General features: G+C 64.1%; 15 protein-coding genes and 1 tRNA gene. 8 read left to right on the plus strand and 8 right to left on the minus strand.

Features of this window, described 5'->3' with window-relative positions; all coding sequences use genetic code 11:
* The first annotated feature begins 17 nt into the window (after window positions 1-17).
* Window positions 18-1,097: a lipoate--protein ligase gene (locus D578_RS0111745; RefSeq protein ID WP_018950140.1), complete on the plus strand. Its 1,080-nt coding sequence runs from the start codon at window positions 18-20 to the stop codon at window positions 1,095-1,097.
* Window positions 1,098-1,202: 105 nt separating this feature from the next.
* Here the strand turns inward: D578_RS0111745 and D578_RS0111750 are convergent, their stop codons facing one another.
* Complete coding sequence (locus D578_RS0111750) at window positions 1,203-1,556, minus strand: metalloregulator ArsR/SmtB family transcription factor (protein WP_018950141.1); 354 nt, start codon at window positions 1,554-1,556, stop codon at window positions 1,203-1,205.
* Window positions 1,557-1,809: 253 nt separating this feature from the next.
* On the opposite strand from D578_RS0111750, the gene D578_RS0111755 reads away from it, so the two are divergent.
* A complete protein-coding gene (locus D578_RS0111755; RefSeq protein ID WP_026289319.1) occupies window positions 1,810-3,765 on the plus strand; it encodes a DEAD/DEAH box helicase in 1,956 nt (651 codons plus the stop codon).
* Between the two features lie 76 nt (window positions 3,766-3,841).
* Here the strand turns inward: D578_RS0111755 and D578_RS0111760 are convergent, their stop codons facing one another.
* Both D578_RS0111760 and D578_RS0111765 read right to left on the minus strand, forming a co-directional pair.
* Window positions 3,842-4,360 (minus strand): DUF302 domain-containing protein, encoded by a 519-nt coding sequence (locus tag D578_RS0111760; RefSeq protein ID WP_018950143.1) that lies wholly within the window; start codon window positions 4,358-4,360, stop codon window positions 3,842-3,844.
* 184 nt (window positions 4,361-4,544) lie between these two features.
* Window positions 4,545-5,165: a methyltransferase domain-containing protein gene (locus tag D578_RS0111765; protein ID WP_018950144.1), complete on the minus strand. Its 621-nt coding sequence runs from the start codon at window positions 5,163-5,165 to the stop codon at window positions 4,545-4,547.
* 72 nt (window positions 5,166-5,237) lie between these two features.
* On the opposite strand from D578_RS0111765, the gene D578_RS0111770 reads away from it, so the two are divergent.
* Both D578_RS0111770 and D578_RS0111775 read left to right on the plus strand, forming a co-directional pair.
* Window positions 5,238-5,945, plus strand: a complete 708-nt coding sequence (locus tag D578_RS0111770) for an MBL fold metallo-hydrolase (protein ID WP_018950145.1) — start codon at window positions 5,238-5,240, stop codon at window positions 5,943-5,945.
* Window positions 5,946-6,216: 271 nt separating this feature from the next.
* The gene (locus D578_RS0111775) at window positions 6,217-6,717 is read left to right on the plus strand and encodes a PRC-barrel domain-containing protein (RefSeq protein ID WP_018950146.1); all 501 of its coding nucleotides are present in this window, start codon (window positions 6,217-6,219) and stop codon (window positions 6,715-6,717) included.
* 217 nt (window positions 6,718-6,934) lie between these two features.
* On the opposite strand, the gene D578_RS0111780 is transcribed toward D578_RS0111775, so the two are convergent.
* Window positions 6,935-7,147, minus strand: a complete 213-nt coding sequence (locus D578_RS0111780) for a CsbD family protein (protein ID WP_018950147.1) — start codon at window positions 7,145-7,147, stop codon at window positions 6,935-6,937.
* Window positions 7,148-7,522: 375 nt separating this feature from the next.
* On the opposite strand from D578_RS0111780, the gene D578_RS0111785 reads away from it, so the two are divergent.
* The 3 genes from D578_RS0111785 to ppk2 all read left to right on the plus strand — a co-directional run bounded on the left by D578_RS0111785 (window position 7,523) and on the right by ppk2 (window position 10,400).
* Window positions 7,523-8,077 (plus strand): outer membrane beta-barrel protein, encoded by a 555-nt coding sequence (locus D578_RS0111785; protein WP_026289320.1) that lies wholly within the window; start codon window positions 7,523-7,525, stop codon window positions 8,075-8,077.
* A gap of 209 nt (window positions 8,078-8,286) precedes the next feature.
* Window positions 8,287-8,363 (plus strand) — tRNA-Arg (locus tag D578_RS0111790).
* 825 nt (window positions 8,364-9,188) lie between these two features.
* Window positions 9,189-10,400: a polyphosphate kinase 2 gene (gene ppk2 / locus D578_RS0111795; RefSeq protein WP_026289321.1), complete on the plus strand. Its 1,212-nt coding sequence runs from the start codon at window positions 9,189-9,191 to the stop codon at window positions 10,398-10,400.
* A 663-nt stretch (window positions 10,401-11,063) separates the two neighbouring features.
* Here ppk2 and otsB read toward each other — a convergent pair.
* The 3 genes from otsB to D578_RS0111815 form a co-directional block, all read right to left on the minus strand.
* Window positions 11,064-15,155 (minus strand): trehalose-phosphatase, encoded by a 4,092-nt coding sequence (otsB, locus tag D578_RS0111800; protein ID WP_018950150.1) that lies wholly within the window; start codon window positions 15,153-15,155, stop codon window positions 11,064-11,066.
* 331 nt (window positions 15,156-15,486) lie between these two features.
* Window positions 15,487-16,452, minus strand: coding sequence for a 1-phosphofructokinase family hexose kinase (locus D578_RS0111810; protein WP_018950151.1), 966 nt, complete (start codon window positions 16,450-16,452; stop codon window positions 15,487-15,489).
* Between the two features lie 118 nt (window positions 16,453-16,570).
* The gene (locus tag D578_RS0111815; protein WP_018950152.1) at window positions 16,571-16,780 is read right to left on the minus strand and encodes a hypothetical protein; all 210 of its coding nucleotides are present in this window, start codon (window positions 16,778-16,780) and stop codon (window positions 16,571-16,573) included.
* Window positions 16,781-17,037: 257 nt separating this feature from the next.
* Here D578_RS0111815 and D578_RS0111820 point away from each other — a divergent pair, with 257 nt between their 5' ends.
* Complete coding sequence (locus D578_RS0111820; protein ID WP_026289322.1) at window positions 17,038-18,468, plus strand: phospholipase D-like domain-containing protein; 1,431 nt, start codon at window positions 17,038-17,040, stop codon at window positions 18,466-18,468.
* Between the two features lie 293 nt (window positions 18,469-18,761).
* Here the strand turns inward: D578_RS0111820 and D578_RS0111825 are convergent, their stop codons facing one another.
* The gene (locus D578_RS0111825; RefSeq protein WP_018950154.1) at window positions 18,762-19,082 is read right to left on the minus strand and encodes a hypothetical protein; all 321 of its coding nucleotides are present in this window, start codon (window positions 19,080-19,082) and stop codon (window positions 18,762-18,764) included.
* Window positions 19,083-19,274 lie beyond the last annotated feature (192 nt).

Here is a 19,274-nt window from a genome sequence, read left to right on the forward strand (position 1 = left end):
AAGACAAGGACAACACCATGCGTTTACGCGTAATCGACTTCGGCCAGCAGCCCGCCGTGCGTTCCCAGGCGGTCTACCACGGCATCGCCGAGGCCATGGGCAAGGACGACGATCCGGTGCTCACCCTGGTCAACCCCGACGACCCGTATGTCTGCGTCGGGCTGCACCAGGAGATCGCCCTGGAGGCCGACGAAGACTTCTGCAAGGAACAGAACCTGCCGATCATCCGCCGCCATGTCGGCGGCGGTGCGGTGTATCTGGACCACAACCAGATGTTCTTCCACTTCATCTATCCGTCGTCCAAGGCGCCACGGATCGTCTCGGAGATCTACAAGAAGTTCATCGATCCGGTGATCAACACCTATCAGGACCTCGGCGTGAACGCGACCTTCCGCCCGGTGAACGACATCCACGTGGACGGGCGCAAGATCGGCGGTACGGGCGCCGCCAGCATCGGCAATGCCACGGTGATGGTCGGCAGCTTCATGTTCGACTTCGACACCGCCACCATGGCGCGTTGCCTCAAGGTGCCGTCGGAGAAATTCCGCGACAAGCTGCGCGCCGGCATGGAGGACTACATCACCACCCTGTCGCGCGAACTGGGCGAGATGCCGGCCCGCGAAACCGTACGCGATGCCTTCCTGAAACGGGTCGCCAGTGATCTCGCCGTCGAAGTCGAAATGAGCGAGCCCACCGCCGAGGAAAATGCGGCCATCGAGGAACAGGTCGCCGAACTGACCGACCCCGAATGGACCTACCGCAAGGGCCGCAAATTCGTCGAGATGGGCGTGAAGATCGCCGCCGGAACCCACCTGACCGAAGGTGCCCACAAGGCCCCCGGCGGGCTGATTCGGGCCCAGCTGATGGAAAAGGACGACCACATCGCCGATCTCCTGCTCTCCGGCGATTTCACCGTCTTCCCGGAAGACGGCATGGACCGCATCGCGGATGCCCTGCACGGCCAGCCACTGGAAGAAGAAGCCCTGCGCACTGCCGCGACCACCTGCATGCAGGAAATCGGCCTGGACGCACCGGGCATCGAAGCCAACGACATTGCGACGGCGATCCTCGCCTGCGTCCACCGCGAGCCGCATTGACCGGTCACGCGCAAGGCTTCGCATCCAAATAGAAACGGCCGGACTACCCTCTTGGTAGTCCGGCCGTTTTGACGTTATTGCAGCTGCTTCTGCGCGCGACGACCCTCAGGCCGAATCCAGGCACTCCGCACGACTGGGTGCGGTGCTGAGCCGCCCCCGATCACTTGTGTATGGCTCCGTTCGGGAGACGGCACGATCCGCAGTCTTCAGGATCTCCCCGGCCCATTCCGGAAGCTCCGGCGAGAGTCGATAATAGATCCAGTTGCTCGCGCGCCGGGTACACACCACCTGGGAGTGGCGCAGCGCGGCCAGATGACGCGACACCTTCGGCTGAGACATCTCCAGAGCGTGGGTCAGCTCGCAGACGCACAGCTCCCCTTCCGCCTGCATCAGCAAGAGCGAGCGAAGCCGTGTCTCGTCGGCCAGCAAGTTGAACAGGTCCGTAGGGTTAAGCGACATACCGTATCCAGCAAAAATCCTTGGACGAACTATATCCCGACAGCTCAGGTCGGACAATGAATAGACCCCCGCGATTCCGCCCCAGTCCAGGACGAGCAAGCCGGTTGCGGCATTTCGAACATCCGGCCGCATCTCCCTGGAAGATGTCCGACGTTTTCGCTCGTTACGTCTTCGATTCGTGTATGATGCGGGGTTGGCAGTTGCCATCCGATTTTCGCCGGGCCTTCGTTTCCGGCCTGTGTGAGTACCCTAAATGTCTGATTCCCCCTCCTTCTCCCAGCTCGGGCTTTCCGAGTCGCTGGTTCATGCCCTTTCGAACATGGGCTTTTCTACCCCGACCCCGGTCCAGGCCGCCTGCATCCCCGCGCTGCTGAAAGGCCGCGATGTTCTGGGCGAAGCCCAGACCGGCACCGGCAAGACCGGCGCCTTCGGCCTGCCGCTGATCGACCTGATGGACGCCGGCAAGCGTGTGCCCCAGGCACTGGTGCTGGCTCCGACGCGCGAGTTGGCCAACCAGGTCGCCGGTGCCCTGACTGAATTCGCCCGCGGCGTCGGCGGCATCGACGTCCTGCCCGTCTACGGTGGCCAACCGATGGGCGAGCAGCTGCGCGCCCTGCGCAAGGGCCCGCAGATCGTGGTCGGTACGCCCGGCCGCGTGGTCGACCACATCAAACGCGGCACCCTGAACCTCGACGCCCTGCGCGTCGTGGTGCTGGACGAAGCCGACGAAATGCTGCGCATGGGCTTTGTCGAAGAGATCGAGTGGATCCTGGAACAGACCCCGGAAGCGCGTCAGACCACCCTGTTCTCCGCCACCATGCCGGCCCCCATCCGCCGTATCGCGCACCGCCACATGCGCGAGCCGGAAGAGATCAAGATCGGTGCCGGCAACGAGGCAGGCACCGATATCGATCAGAGCTATTGCCTGGTCGATGCCCGCCACAAGGTGGAGGCCCTGACCCGCCTGATGGAGACCGAGGAAGATCTGGACGGCGCGGTCGTCTTTGCCCGCACCAAGGCCTCCACGGTCGAGATCGCCGATTCACTCGGCCAGGCCGGCATCGCCGCGTCCGCGCTAAACGGCGACATGGAACAGGGCGAGCGCGAGCGTGTGGTCAGTGACCTGCGCGATGGCCGCCTGGATGTAATCGTAGCCACCGACGTCGCCGCCCGCGGCATCGATGTGCCGCGCATCAGTCACGTCTTCAACTTCGACGCCCCCGGCGATGCCGAGGTCTACGTTCACCGCATCGGCCGTACCGGCCGCGCCGGTCGCAAGGGCCGCGCCATCCTGTTCTTGGAGCCGCGCAAGCGCCGCATGCTGAAAGACATCGAACGCCTCACCGGCAAGCCGGTGCGCGAGCAGCCGGTCCCGGACCGCCAGGCCGTACAGGCCCGCCGCGAGACGCGCTTCGCCGAACGCGTACAGGCCCTCCTGGGCAGCGACAAGGACTCCGGGCACGAAGCCCTGGTCGACCGCCTGCTGACCGACAGCGGCGTATCCGAACGCGAACTCGCCACCGCCCTGGTCGGACTGGCCACCGCGGGCAGCCCGCTGGATGCCAACGCCAACAAGGGTGCCGATCCCCTGCTGGCGGCCGCGCGTGCCCCCTATTCCGAGCGCGGCGACAACCGCCGGGACAGCAAGCCCCGGGGCGAGCGCCCGTCGCGCGGCAAGGATCGCGAGCCGGAAGGCGACATGGTGCGCTACTACATGCCGGTCGGCCGCAACAACGGCGTGGCGCCGGGTGCCATCGTCGGCGCCCTGGCCAACGAGGGCGGCCTGAACGGCCGCGACATCGGCCGCATCGGCCTGCGTGACGACCACAGCCATGTGGATCTGCCGGCGTCGCTGGACGAAGCCGCGATTCGTCGCCTGGGCAACATCCACATTGCCAACCGCAAGCTGGAACTGACCCTTCAGGCGCCTCGCCCGGGCCAGGCGGCAAACCAGGACGACACGCGCAAGCCTGCCCCGCGCAAGGCGACCAAGCCGCGCAGTGACAAACCAGAGGCGAGCGGCAAGTCCAAGCCAACCAGCAAGCCCCACCCGGCCAAGCGTGGCCCGGCCCCGGCCAACGGCAAGCGCCCGGCCTATGCCGCCGCGCCCGGCAAACAACCCGCACGCAAGGGTGCAAGCGGGCCCAAGAACGCCGGCTCGCGCGCGGACGGCACGCTAATGATCAAGCGCAAGGCCGCCAACGGCTAAGCGCGGCGACCCAAAAGCGCGTACGACACAACGCCCGCGGCCTCCGAAAGGAGCCGCGGGCTTTTCATTTGGACGTTCAGAAATCTCCGGTACGGCCCGCCTCGACGATGCTATAGATCGTGTCGCGTACCTCGCGGGCAACGACCTCGAGATCCTCGGGGAGATCCGTCGCGTGCAGCATCATGTCCATGTTGGTGGTGACGATCCAGCCCTGCCCCTCGTCATCCTCCACCACTGCGATACGACAGGGCAGAAAGCTTGCAAAGATGATGTCGTGCTTCACCATCTGATTGGCGATGAGGGCATCACAGAAGGCGAGAATGCGCATGTAGTTGCCTTCGCCACCCATCGCCTGCACCTGATCCGACAGCGGCAAATCGGCGACCTCCTGGAAGTTGCGCAGATTGGCCCGCAACTTCATCGACTCGATGGCCTCGTCGATGCTGACACCATCATCGATTTTGAAAATCTCGGCACTATGCCGAACCATCTGTTGCAACGTTTCAGGATCCAGCGCCTCGTCCCCGTCCGTCGAGTCGGACGCAGCCAGCGGAAGAGGCAGCAGCAACAACAAAACGAACATCCAGACTTTCATCGCGCACTCCTGGTTCGGGTGGACGGGAGAGCCCGCCGGCCGAAACCCTTGCGGGCCCTCCCTAGTCCGAATCTAGATCATGCGCATGCACTTCACCGCTTCTACCGCGCCTGGACGCGGGAGATTCCCCATCGGCGCACGGGCCGCGGGCCGCGGGCCGCCCGACAGGATCCACAGCGTCTCCTTAACGCCGGATCAAGCAGTAGAGCTGCTCGTACTTGCCATTGGTGTGGTCGGTACGGCCTACGTCGTCCTGCCAATCCCAACGATCGGCAGGAAACAGCTGACGCATCTCCGGCACCGCGCAATGGTAGGGCGGCCCGCCCTCGCGACCGGTCTGCATGAAACACGCAAACAGTTCGCCGCCTTCACGCAACCAGCCATGCAGCTTCGCCTCGTACGCCGGCCACTGCTCGGGCGGCAGGGCACAAAGAGACGTCTGCTCGTAGATCCCGTCCACTGGCACCTCGGGTTGCCAGGCGAGCATGTCCGCCTGCACCACCTCCGCTTCCAGCCCGGCCTGCGCCAGATCGCGGCGCAACTGTTCTACCGGCGTTGGCGCCACATCCAGCCCGGTCACACGGAAACCCCGCGCAGCGAGAGCCGGCACCTCGTGACCAAAGCCACAACCGGGCACCACGATCCGCGCGCCGGGCCCCAGCGCGGTGACCTCCAGCCAACGCTCCAGCGAAGGGCTGGGCGCGCCGCGGTCCCAACGGGTCGAACCCGCCTGATAGCGGGCCTCCCAGTTGGTCTTGGGATCCAGAGCTTCGGAATCAACCGGCGAATCTTCGGAATTTGGCATCACTCCCCTTCTCGGCACAGGATAGGAAACGCATAGACCCTACCAAACCACGAATAACTCCCGGAGACCTCGATGGACCGTACCCAACTGCCCTATCGCATCCACCGCCAGGAACTCGGCCCGATGGAGAACTTCGTCTATCTGATCGAGGATCGCGCCAGCCATCGTGGGGCGGTGGTGGATCCAGCCTGGGATCCGGAGGCGATCATCCGTCAGGCCCGCGAAAACGAGGTCGAGATCTCCGACATCCTGCTGACGCACAGCCACCACGACCACATCAACGGGGTCGAGGCAATCCTTGAACAGTATCCGAATGCGCGGCTGCACCTGCTCAAGCCCGAGGCCGAGTTCTGGGGCAAGGAGCTGGAACGCCCGGAACTGCACCACGGTGGCGATGATATGCACCTGGGCGACACCGAGATCCGCTTCCTGCATACACCCGGCCACACCCCCGGTTCCGCCTGCTTCCACATGCCGGCGGGCGACGACCTGATCACCGGCGACACCCTGTTCGTCTTCGGCTGCGGCCGTTGCGACCTGGCCGGCGGCGATCCGGAACAGATGTTTCATACCCTCAACGGCCTGCGCGAGGGGCTTCCGGCCCATACCTGCATCCATCCGGGTCACAACTACGCGGAAAAGGCGGAATCCACACTGGCGGAGGAGGATGCGGGCAACCCCTTCCTGCACTTTGACGACAAGGACGCCTTCGTCCATTACCGCATGCATGAACACGACCGAGTACGCAGTACGCCCTATCACCCCATCCCGAGGGGATAAGGACGGCGGACGGGGCCGGAAAACCACAACACACTCACCGCGACGGCTTGCTGCCTCGGGGCCCATCGCGGTCCACCGTGCATCCAGTCGATGCGAGCGCAGCTGGATAGACTTCCTGGCTACGAACCAAGTGTGTGCCTCAACGTACAGACGTGGGTGACAGCGCTCCGCAACATCGTTGGTGCGTTCGCATCGCTGGGTCCAAGTGCCCGCGTGATGCACGCGACATCGACTCCCGGATTGAACGCCGGACCCATCAAGGAGCGACACCATGAAAAAACTTGCCTCACTCAAACTCGCCGCGGCCACGGTCCCGATCTTCGTCTTTGGCCTGGGCGGCGTCATGACCGGCACCATGGCCGGTGAACACGAGAGGGACTCGAAAGACCACGAGATGATGGAAGAACGTGGCGCAGAAGCCCACGATCGCGATGCCATGGATCAACGTCGTGCGGACGCCCGCGATGATGCCCCCCATATCCAGCGCATGCCGGACCAGGGGCTGCACGTCTCGGACCTGATGGACCAGAAGATCCATAGCCGTGAAAGCCAAGACGAGATCGGCGAAATCCACGATCTGGTCGTCGATCGGGATGGTCGTATCGTCGCGGTCGTTATCGGCACGGGCAGCGGCGTTCTCGGCCTCGGCGGAAAGGACGTGGCGATCGCCTGGGACCGTATCGAGCGTACGACCGAAGACGGAGAGGTCAAGCTCTACATCGACATGAATGAAGACACGCTGCAGGAAACGCCGGAATACGAACGCGACTAACGCGTTAGTCGTCCTCGCCCGGGGGATGTCACATCCCTCGGGTGTACCGGCAAGCGCCACAGCAGAATCGCACAATACGGGACCCAGGCTCGAAGTAGCTCGCGACACCTAGCCAGAAGGTCGCCCGCCACTACGGCCGTCTGCCCGGACACACGCCAATCACCGAACCTTGGACTTGAGCCCAGGCGGCCCAGGACCGGCCCCCGCGGCTGGCGGTTCAGTGGTGGACCCGACTCACCTTCCTCTCGAACTCCACGAGCTGCCCTTCGGCCGCGGTACGGGTCACGCCATACCGCTCCTGGATACAGCCCACCAACTCGTCGCGTTCGCCCGCCACGGTTTCCAGTTCATCGTCGGTCAACTCGCCCCAACGCGCCTTGACCTTGCCCTTGAACTGCGTCCAGTGACCTTTCGCCATATTCCAGTTCATCTCGCACTCCTCCGCATGGCTGGTCGGCCTGATTGCCAACCGAACCGAAACCCTGCGGAGCACAACCGTGCGCGTCTGTGCGGGGCCGCACAAACCTGCCCGCTATTCACACCTTCGGTCTGCCCATCAAGGATCCTTTCCACCTAGAAGAGCACCATTTGGGTCCGCAGCTTCGAGAAATCCAGGGTTCTCTTGATTTTCGCCAACCAGGACACAGCGCATCCGGATGCCTATGTGCGCCAACGTACAGATACCCCATGTCTGGAAACGTAATCTGTCGCCAAGTATCGACCGGGACCATCCCGGCCACGCCCAAAACCCACCGAGACATCCACCCCATCCCGCGCCGGATGGGAACCCATCAGGAGAACCATAATGAAGAAAAGCCTAATCGCGCTCACTCTGTGCCTGGCCGGAACACTGCCCCTCGCCGCCCAAGCCCAGCAAGCAGGATCAACGGCGAACTTCGGACCCTCCATGGGCGACCGCGAGTTCTCGCTTTCCGGAAGCGGCAGCAGTAGCCGCAAATTCGACAACACCAACTTTGGCGTCTCGGGCGATATGGGCTGGTACCTGCAAGATCACATGATCGTCGGGGTCCGCCAGAGCATCAACTACGCCGACCTCGAGGGCGAGTCCCTGATCGATGACTACTGGAACGGAGCCACCCGCGGCTACCTCAACTTCCAAACCACGGACGGCAGGCTGCGTCCCTTTGGTGGTGGCAGCCTGGGCTTCATCTACGGCGACGGGGTCAAAAACAGCGCGTTCGCCGGCCTGGAAGGCGGCGTGAAGTATTACGTGCTGGAAAACACCTACGTCCTGGGCCGCATCGAATACCAGTGGTTCTTCAGCCGCTCCAGCGATGCAGAAGATGCCTTCCGCGATGGTGCGTTCGCCTACACCGTAGGCTTGGGCTACAACTTCTGATGCATGCCCGGGGCCGGGCCTGCGCCAGCAAACCGGCCCCGCGGCACCTCACGATCCCGGCAATCCGGGTCTCGCGCACGCCCTGACGTTGCTTGGGGCGCCTGCAGCCCGTACTGCCAAAGCCATGTTGTGCCCGAAAAAACAAAGAATCCGTCGCGACGACTTGCATCCCTCGGGACCAATCGCGATAATGCGCGCCTTCAGTCGATGCGCCCGTAGCTCAGCTGGATAGAGTACCTGGCTACGAACCAGGTGGTCGGAGGTTCGAATCCTTCCGGGCGCGCCATATTCCAGAGAGAGGGCATCCATATCCGGGTGCCCTTTTTCGTTTGGGTCAGCCCAAAGGATTCGAACCTCCGTTCAACAATCCGGTTCGATCCCGAGCGCAGCGAGGACCGTGTCGGCCCACGGCCGACACCCGCAAGGGCAAGACGCGAAACGGCGCCGCCATCCTTCCGGGCGCGGCATATTTAAGAAAAAAGGATCAGTGACTTACCGTCGCTGGTCCTTTTTTCGTTTTAGGCTCCAGCGCTCCTGTGACCAAATCTGTGACCGCCTTGTGACCAGTCGCGCCAAGACCCCGTCGTACAAGCCATCCGATTGACCCCCTGGTGCTGTGACCGATCCTGCGCCCTACTCCGCAGGTTCTCCCCCTCGCGAACGTGCTCGAACAGGCCCCCAACCTGACAATTGAACTAGGTGCAAAACGCACCCACTGCTGGGAGACCCACCCGCGTCGCCGCATCTTGGCAGAGCAATGTAATGGTCTTTCAATTCAGTCCAGTTGCCCGAGCAACTTCGGCAATCTTCCGCTTGTGCTCGCCCATCGTCCTCGATAGATAGCAACGAATCATATTCGCCCCTACGTGTCAGATTCGGGATCGTGGTAGACAAGGGCCAGACAAGTCTCGCGAAATACAAGGGTAGGCGCGATGGCGACCCACCGCTGGGTTGAGCGGCTCAAGGCGGATCGGTCCAGGCCGGTTATGGTCGCCCCATAAAACCCGCTCGCAAGAGCCGGAAGCCACAACAGCAAGGGCATTCGGCTGTGCAAGCCCGGTCACCACGAAAAACAATCGAGACATCCTTTCGCACGAAAACGGAGACCCTCATGACAACCGACAAGCCGAACGCCGATGCATTACCCCGGGGCAAGTCCAAAACCAAAACCAAAGCCAAAGCCAAATCCAAGGGCGCCAAGCGACCGGCGACGCCTCGGTCCCGCACCCAGCGCGTGAACGCGGGAGACACATCACCCGATTTATCGCCTCAGGGCATTGAGCGGCATGTCTCCAGTGGGGCAACGGACGGCGCACAAAACTCCAAGAGGATCGGCATCGAGGACATCATCAGGAGAGATGGCGGATCGGATATCAACGCCCTGGCCGAACATCTGGGTGCAATCCTCCAGGGCGCCTCCCCGGACGATATCGCGATGTTGCGCCGCACCCTGTTCCAGGACGAGATCGCGGCCACCTTCAGGACCGGGGTCAAGGCCGACGACGAACTCGCGGATGACTGGCGCAAGGGCGGGTATCCGTACAAAAACCGGATGAGCCGCAAGAACTACGAGAAACAGAAATATCGACTCCAGGTAGAGCTGTTGAAACTCCAGAAATGGGTGCGCGCCACCGGACAACGGGTAGTGATCATCTTTGAAGGGCGCGACGCGGCAGGCAAGGGCGGAGCCATCAAGCGGTTCATGGAACACCTCAATCCCCGCGGTGCCCGGGTAGTGGCCCTGGAGAAGCCCACCGAAACCGAAAGGGGGCAATGGTACTTCCAGCGTTACATCCAGCACCTGCCCACCGCCGGCGAGATCGTGCTGTTCGACCGATCCTGGTACAACCGCGCTGGCGTGGAACGGGTCATGGGATTCTGCGGCGACGAGGAGTATGCGGAATTCATGCGCCAGGCCCCGGAATTCGAACGCAATCTGGTGCGCAGCGGCATTCATCTGATCAAGTTCTGGTTCTCCGTGAGCCGCGACGAACAGAAGCGGCGTTTCAATGAGCGTGAGGCCCACCCCCTGAAACAGTGGAAACTAAGCCCCATCGATCTGGCCTCGCTTGATAAGTGGGAGGACTACACCCGCGCCAAAGAGTCGATGTTCTTCTATTCCGATACCGCGGATGCGCCCTGGACGGTGGTCAAGTCGGACTGCAAGAAGCGTGCGCGGCTCAATGCCATGCGTTACGTACTGCACAAACTCCCGTACACTGACAAGGACCAGACCGACATCGGCCCAATCGACCCCCTGCTCGTGGGACGGGCGAACGTGGTCTACGAGCAGGGAGAGAACGAAGACCTGCCGATTCTCTAGGTCGGCCTGCGCAGGCAGTCCACGGGTCCCGCGGACCAGCACCGCCCGACTGAATGGCGTAGCGCCCCCAAGGCAACGGCCCCTTCCGCAGAAGGCGCGCTACGCGTGCGGGAAGGGAACCAGACACGGCCGTTCCTCGTGCCACAGGGCAAGCTGCGCGCACTGGAGGCTTTGCCTGTGCGTGACCCGACTGATCTCCCAACGAGGATCGCCTGTTTCCACGCGATCTTTCATGCTGGCACCATCGGTTACGCCAGATCGTCCGATCCAGACCGATCGCATTTTTCACCACGAGCCTCCCGAAACCACCGCTCGACATCCTCTGCGCGGCACATCACGGTTCCTTCGCCTAACAGCGCGCCGGCACCCGCCGCGACGGCATTCCACGCCGCATTCCCGAGTGACGCTTCAGCTGCCAGCCAGCGTAGTTGACGCCAGACATACCCTCACGCCCTATCGGTCACCGTAGTGGTTACCTGCCGGGTTCTTCCGCAGCGCCCCGTTCCTCCAGCACAGACTGCAGGGTGCGGCCAATCTCTCGCTCGTCCGAGGCCATCGCGGGTCATGGCGACAACCGCTACCTGCCCCTCTTCCGGCGACCGGGAGGTGAGGCGTTCGGCGATCGTCTGGGCAGTCATCCGGAAACCTCCAGGAAAACACGGATCAATGCGCCACGTCGGGCTCGGCCCCGCCGGTGCGATTCTCGTCGCGCACGCGTTCCTCCGGCTTCAGCAGCCGGAAGCGGCAGTCGTCGCCAGGCACCAACTCCCGGTAATGACCGCGGTAGGCGACCATGATCGAGTGGGTGGTATAGGCACCGCTGCGGATTTCCAGCAACTCGCGGGTGGCCTCCACCTCCAGCGTCTGGTTGCGGTAATGCAACCGGACCTTCACGCAGTGCAGTTCCGGAGGTAACACCGGATCAAAGTGGAGTACGTTGCCCCGCATGTCGATCCCCAGATAGCAACGCTGAACCAGATCGACGCTCCCGGCCATCGCGCCAACATGGATGCCCTCGGGCGTCGTACCGCCCTGGATGTCCTCAAGGTCGCTGTCCAGGACGCGCTGAAAGAGATCCCAGGAATGGGAGCGGTCAGACCGCGCCATCACCCAGGAATGCGGCACGTGGCTCAGAGTCGAGCCGTGCGAGGTGCGGGCCAAGTAGTAATCGACGTTGCGCGGGATCATCGACGGATCGAACGGATAGCCGAGCTGTTCGAACAGCATCGCCAGCTCCTCCGCCGAGAACAAATAGAACAGCATCAGGACGTCGGCCTGCTTTGAGACCTTGTAGCGATTTGACGAATCGCCCTCGGCCTCCAGGATCCGGTCCAGGCGCTGGATATCACCGTAGCGTTCCCGGTACTCCTGCCAGTCGAACTCTGCGAGCTGTTCATAGCCCTCGAACTGACAGATGATCCCGTCCGCGTCCATCGGCACGCGCAGCTTGCGGCTGATCTCGTCCCAGAGATCGAGTTCCACGTCGTCCAAGCCGACACGTTCCCGCAGCTCCCGCCAGCGGATCTCCGGAAGCAGGTCGATGACGTCCCGCGCGCGGGTCAGTACCCAGGCCGCCATCACATTGGTGTAGGCATTGTTGTCCACCCCGCCCTGGGCCTCGGGGTCGGCGTCCGGATACGCGGTGTGATACTCGTCCGGCCCCATCACGCCCTTGATCTCGTAGCGGTCCAGGTTCGGGTTGTAGACCGATGCACTGGCCCAGAACCGGGCGATCTCCAGCAGCATCTCCGCCCCGTAGAAGTTCATGAACTCCTGGTCACCGGTGGCCTGGAAGTACTGCCACAGGTTGTAGGCGATCGCGGAGTTGATGTGCCGCTGCCGGTGGGAGGTATCCGGGAGCCACCGCCCCGAAGTCGGGTTCAAATGCAGTCGCTGCGTCTCCTCGCGTCCGTCACTGCCGCTCTGCCAGGGATACATCGCGCCCCGATAGCCGGCCTCAAGCGCCGCCTGCCGGGCCTCCCCGAGACGGCGATAGCGGTAGCGGAGCAGCGCCCGGGTCAGCATCGGAATACGCAGGTTCAGGAAGGGGAAGATGAACAGCTCGTCCCAGAAGACATGTCCGCGGTAGGCCTCGCCGTGCCAGCCCCGCGCGGGGATGCCGGTATCAAGATCGACCGAGTGCTTCGAGGTGGTCTGCAGCAGGTGAAAGATGTGGATCCGCAGCTTTAGTTCGGTATCCGGCGCCGCGTCATCCTCGAGTGCAATATCGCACTCCCCCCACAGGTGCCGCCAGGCCATCTCGTGGCGGGCGCGCAGGGCTTCGAAGTCACCGGCGCGCCCGAGCGTTCGGAGGGCCTCGATGCCGGGTTCGGAGGTCGCGGCATCACGCGACGAGTACAGCGCGAGGACCTTCTCCACCCGCAGGTTCGCGCGTTCCGGCAGATCGAGCACGATCTCCTGCGCCACACCCTGCGCCTCCCGCCGCGTGTGCCGCTCGACCCCGGCCTCCACGCCGTCGCGGTAGACGCGGGTGCGGGCGGCCTGCGCAATGTCGAGCCGGGACTGGTTCGTCCGGGCCCGAAGAAAGAGGGTGTCGTCGCCCCGGTGGTCCGCCTCGAGAATCTCGAGATGGCGGTTCTCGAGCCCCCGGTAGCGCGTCACACCATCATTGACCACCCCGCCGTCGAGCGCGGAATGCAGGGCGACCCGTCCCGACCAGTCCTCCGCGGTCAGCTCCACGCACAGGGCCGCGAGGTGCGGGTTATCCATGCTGACCAACCGACGCTCGCGCCACTGCGTGGTACGGCCCGCCGGATCGCGGAAACGCAGGCTGCGCAGCAACAGGCCGCGATCAACATCGAGTTCCTGTGCCAATGACAGGATCTCCGTGTCGTCGAGCCGGAACCAGTCGCCGTCGTCCACACGGAAGGTCAGCGGCAACGCGTTGGGCAGATTGACCAGGTCCTCGTTCTCGACCTTGCGACCGGCCACCTCGCTGATCAGGCGGTTGTAGCCGCCGGCGAGATAGGTGCCCGGGTAATGCACGTCATCCGCCCGCGCATCCGGCGCGGCACCTCGCATCGCGAAATAGCCGTTGCCCAGCGTGCACAGCGCCTCGCGCAGACGCTCCTGCCAGGGGCGGTAGCCGGCGTAGCGCAGCACCCAGCCCCCCCTTGCCCGTGTATCCGCCGTCGCGGCATCGGAGACGCGGGCCGCCAGGATCCCGGCCAGGGACTGGAGCAGGCGTTTCACGCCGAGGACGTCCTCCACCACCGAGTCGGCGGCGGTCGCCCGGGTTTCGTCGTGACGCACCGCGACGCAGATACCCTCCCCCGCCAGCGCGCGGAAGGCGTCCTCGTCGGTCAGGTCGTCGCCGACATACACCGGCACGAGGTTCTCGCCCGGGCCGTCCACCTCGCCGAGAATCCAGCGCACGGCCTCGCCCTTGTTCCAGTGGATGCCCGGACCGATATCCAGCACCTTCTTGCCGTGGCCGAGACGCAGTTTCGGGTGTGCCTCCAGCACCTCGCGGACGATCGAGCCAACCCGATCCACCTCCGCAGCGCCAACACGCCGGTAATGCACGGCAATGGAGAAGCGCTTGCGCTCCACCATGTGGCCCTCAATCCCGGCCAGCCGCTGCGTCAGTTCCTGTTCCGTCGCATCCAGTTCGGGGAGGAACTCACCGCCCATCTCCAGACTTCGGCCATCGTCCTTCGGACCGGCGATCTCGAAGCCGTGGCTGCCCGCGAGCCACACGGAGTCGAGCGCGACCAGCTCCCGCAGCTTCGTCAGATCGCGACCGCTCACAATGACCACGCTGCAGTGCCGGGCCAGCGCCGCCACCGTCGCGCGCATGTCGGCGGCCAGCCATGCCTGCGTATGATCCTCGATGATCGGCGTCAGGGTGCCGTCGTAATCCAGAAACACCACCGGACGCGCGGCCTGCAGGCGAGCGAACATCTCGCTTTCGCGATCCCGGGCACGGGGCAGATCGACGAGCGTGCGTCGGGTCAGTCCGGCGGCACGACTGTAGCGAAGCTCGGCGGCATCGCGGACCACCAGGTCGGCGCCGAGCTCGAGCAAGGCATCGGCACGGTCGGGACCGGCCATGCCGATCACGGGCCGAAAGCGGCCGCGCACCGCTGCCTCGACACCACTGCCCGCATCCTCGAGGACCGCGCATTCCTGCGGCGCTACGCCCAGTCGCCGCGCCGCCTCCAGCAGCATCGCCGGATCCGGCTTGCCGGGGATATCCAGCCGCGCCAGCTCGTTGCCATCCACCCGTACGTCGAAGGCGTCGAGCAAGCCGGCGCTGCGCAGGACGGCCTCCGCATTGCGACTGGAAGAGAACACCGCGGCCGGGATGCCACCGCGGCGCAGTACATCAAGCAGTCGCAGGGTGCCCGGGAGCGGCTGCACCCGGTTTGCCTCCAGCCAGGCATGGAAATACCGATTCTTGCGCCGGCCCAGGCCCGCGACCGTCTCCGCCTCCGGGCCGTCCTCGTCGCTGCCGGCCGGCAGTTCGATGCCGCGCGCGTCAAGAAACGTGCGGATGCCCTCGGCACGAGGGCGCCCGTCCACATACCGGCGATACTCCGCATCGGCGTCGAAGGGCTCGAACGTCTCTCCGAAACGCTCGGCGCGCGCCTCGAGGAACTCGTCGAACAGGTGCTTCCAGGCCGCGGCGTGGGCGCTTGCCGTATCCGTGACCACCCCGTCCATATCGAACAGCACGGCCCTGGTGTTTGCCCCTCGTTCCGCCTGATCCTTCATGCGGGCCTCCCGCTGCATGAAATCCCTCGGTCGAATGGCGGCGCCTGCAGGCAACCCCCACTCTCATCATACGCATGGACAGATTTCGCCAAGAAACCCTGATCTTCGATGAAACCCTGCCGCCGCCACGCGGCACGGATATCACCCTCGCGCAGATAATGAGCGCGCCGACTGTCGTGCTGAACGGGGTTTTTCAGAGTGATTAGCCAATCGAGTTCGCCAAGCGGCTGATCATCACCCCCGGCCCGGAGATCAGGGCACACGCCCCGGGCCTGGGTCGCCCCAAGGCGCGGGTGTTTCAACGAGGATCGCCTGTTTCCAGGCCATTTTTCATGCGGACTTCCACCGGTTATGGGAGATCGTCCGGACCGGACCGATCGTTGTCTTCACCACGAGTCTCCCGAAACAACCGCTCGACATCCTCGGCACGGCACATCACGGTACCCTCGCTCAACAGCGCGGCGGCACCCGCGGCGACGGCATACCGGGCCGCACCCCCGAGTGACTTTCCGCCAGCCAGCCTGAGTACGAGAGCAGCCACGAAGCTGTCGCCCGCACCCACCGCGCTGCGGGCTTCAACCTCTGGCGAGGGAACATGAAAGGCACCCTCGGACGAGGCAAACAGCGCCCCTTCCCCGCCAAGGCTCAGCGCGACGATCTCCGCGCCGCCATCGTCGAGGATCTTCTGCAGCGCGGCCTCCTGCTCTTCCCGCGAATCCAGATCGGCCCCGGTTAGCTGGCGCAATTCCTGTTTGTTCGGCTTGACCAGGAACACCCCTTCGTCCAGCGCAGCCTCCAGGGAGGCGCCGGAAGCATCGACAACACAGCGCGCCCCTGCCTGCTTTGCGAGCCGTGCCACCCGGGCCGTGAAATCGTCCGGGACCCCTTCCGGCAGGCTGCCGCTCACCACCAGATAGCCACCCTCCGAAAGCGACTCCGCCACACGATCCAGCGCCCCGCGCCACTCCTTCTCGTGCCACTCCGGGCCCTCCAGCACGAAGCGATATTCCTTGCCGGTCGAGTCCTCGTTCACGTTAAAGCTCTGGCGGGTGTTGCCCTCGATTCCAATCGCCTGTGCCCCATCCAGCTCGGCCTCCAGCAACCCGCGGTACACGTCGCCGATCGCACCGCCGACCGCGTAGAGCGCCGTCGCCTCGCCTCCCAGACGCTCGATCACGCGGGCGACATTGACGCCGCCGCCACCGGGATCGAAACGGGCACCCGAGCAGCGCAGCTTGTGTTTGCTGACCACCTCCTCCACCGACGTGCTGACATCGAGTGCGGGATTCATCGTCAGCGTGACAATCGGTTGCATACATTTCCTCCGGTGCTTGCGTGCGGATATTCACGAGTACCGCATCCGGGTATCGGCGTAGCGCCCCACTCATCGGCTGCGAGTTCCTCTTTGCATTCGGCCTGCGCAACCATCCGCTTCATCGCCATGAAGCTCTCCGAACACTCACCGAGATGCGGTCGATCCCCTGCTCTAGACGAAACGCGGCGAACTCCGGGTCGTCGTTCGGGGCCTGACCTCCGAGGCCGGTCTTCACACCGGCATCTCGGCCCATTTCCAGCAGCACACCGATCGCGGCGCTGCTCTCGCCCCGGCCACCCGCCTGCGCATTGACAGACTTCGCCAGCAAACCCCAGTCTCTATGGGAGACGCTACGTGCTCCCACCGCCCGGAAAAGCAGTTGTGCTTCAGGGACCACCCGCCACCACCGCCGGCTTCCCTAACATCAGTGTAGCCCACCATCGGAGGGGTCCCGTTGAACGTCTCTGAAATGCCCCCGCCACCTCGGGACGCCTATGTGCCGATCAAGGATCACGGCCTGATCGGGGATGGTGTCAGGACCGGCACGCCGCTGCGTTCGCCCTCAGCGGGCGCTTCGGTGCGGGCATGAGGCGGGGGCGCTGGTTCCTGCTCGGGTTGCTGGCTGTCTACCTCTCGACCGGCGCCTACCACCTGTACAAACCGCTTCCCGAGGGACTCGATGTCGTCACGCCCTACCATCCCGCCGAGGGGGTCGAGTTCCTCGCGGATGCCACGTGGACCGACACACAGGGCAATCAGCACACAGAGCAGGAGATATTCGATGCCGCCCTGGAGATGATCGGACAGGCGCAGTCGCTTGTTGTCGCGGATTTCTTTCTGGTGAACCAGTTTGCGGCGACGTCCGGGGCTGCGCATCGTCCACTCTCAAGCGAGTTCGTCCTCGGACTGGCGGAGTGGCACGCACAACGACCCGGGGTCGAGGCGCTACTGATCACCGATCCCTTCAACACCCTCTACGGCGGCATCAAGCAGCCCCTGTTCTCGCGGCTGGAGGCGCATGGAATCCCCGTGATCGAGACGGATCTGCGGGCGCTGCGGGATCCCAATCCCCTGTGGTCAGCCGCCTGGCGCATCTGCTGTCAGTGGTTCGGCAACAGTTCGCACGGTGGTTGGCTCCCGAACCCGGTGGGCGATACACCCGTGAGCCTGCGCACGTACCTTGCGCTCCTAAACTTCAAGGCGAACCACCGCAAGACGCTGGTCACGAATGGGCCGGACGGCTGGACCGGACTGGTGACCTCGGGAAATCCGCATGACGCCAGCAGCCGGCACGACAACATCGCCGTGCGTTTCCGGGGCGCCGCGGCCATCGACCTGCTACACACCGAGCGCGCGGTCGCAGAGTTCTCGAATGGAACCCGAACGGCCCTTCCGGATCGCGTGGAAGCGAACGGAGCCGTTGATTCGCCCGTCCGGATCCGAATCCTGACCGAGTCACGGATCCGCGACGCCGCCCTGGAGATGATTGACGCCGCGGGTCCCGGGGACCAGCTGGACCTGTGGATGTTCTACCTCTCGCACCGGGCCATCGTGAAGGCCCTTCTGGCCGCGCAGCAGCGCGGCGTCGACCTGCGGGTACTTCTCGATCCGAACCGTGATGCATTCGGCCGTAAAAAGCAGGGAATACCCAACAGGCAAGTGGCGCTGGAACTGAACGCCGGGGACGTCTCGGTGCGCTGGTGCAATACCCAGGGCGAGCAGTGCCACACGAAGATGCTCCTGCATCGTCCTCGCGATGGCGATGCCACGCTGCTTGCGGGCTCCGCGAACTTCACCCGGCGCAACCTGGACAACTTCAACCTGGAGACCAACGTGCAGATTCAGGCCGAGGCCGGAGCCCCGGTGATGGCCGATGCCGCCGACTTTTTCGATACCCGCTGGCACAACGAGCCGGGCCGGGTTCACAGTCTCCCCTACCAGGAACACGCCGATGAATCCCGGCTGCGCTACTGGCGCTATCGCATGATGGAGGCTACCGGGGTGTCTTCTTTCTGATCCACACCCAGGCACCGGTTGCGGAGGTGCGGGCCAGTTCCACACTCGGAAACAACGCGCCGAGGGCGGACGCCCACGAGTGATGCGGTTATTGCCGATCTGACAGGTGCGGGCCAAACCACACTGGACTGAACCCACCGTGACGACCTGCCTCCGTCCGGGGGACACGCCGCTCCCGGACGGACCGCCGGCCACGCCTCTGCCAACACCGGGCACTTGGCCGGGCAGATCAAAAGACGATCAGGGCGGCTACGCGGCTCGCCCGACCGCTTCGATTTCGCCAGGCCTGGTTCTTACCGGAAGCGTTCCGAAGCGTTCCGCAGTGCCTTTGCCATGTCATCCCATGCGGACTCCATTCCTTCCCGCAACTCCTTCCACGAATCCTCGCTCGCCTCGCGCAACTGGCTGAGCCGTTCCTCGGCCTCGTCGCGCCGTTTACGCAGTTCCTGGATTTGCTCTTCGTACTTGGCGCGCAGATCCGCATCCGCCTGTTTGGCCTTCGCCTCCAGCTTTCCCAGGTCGTGGTTCCACTCGTCAATTTTCGCCTTCATCTTCTCGACGTATTGTTCGCGATCACTCATCTCGTCCGTCTCCTTGTTCTTCGTGGATTGCATGGGTCCGCTGCGAACCAAGGATCCGCAGCGTCTAAAGCTACGCCCTGAACACGCCCCAATACATCCGTTAGCGGAAGCGTTGGTCCGGGACTAGGGAAACACTGATTAATGTACACGTTCGCGCTCGAGTCACTTTTGCGTGCGAACAAGGCGCGGTGACCGCCGTGCAGTCATTCTGCACAAGGGAGCCGC

Source organism: Thioalkalivibrio sp. ALMg11 (assembly GCF_000377905.1).
In the GTDB taxonomy this organism is placed as follows: Bacteria; Pseudomonadota; Gammaproteobacteria; order Ectothiorhodospirales; family Ectothiorhodospiraceae; genus Thioalkalivibrio.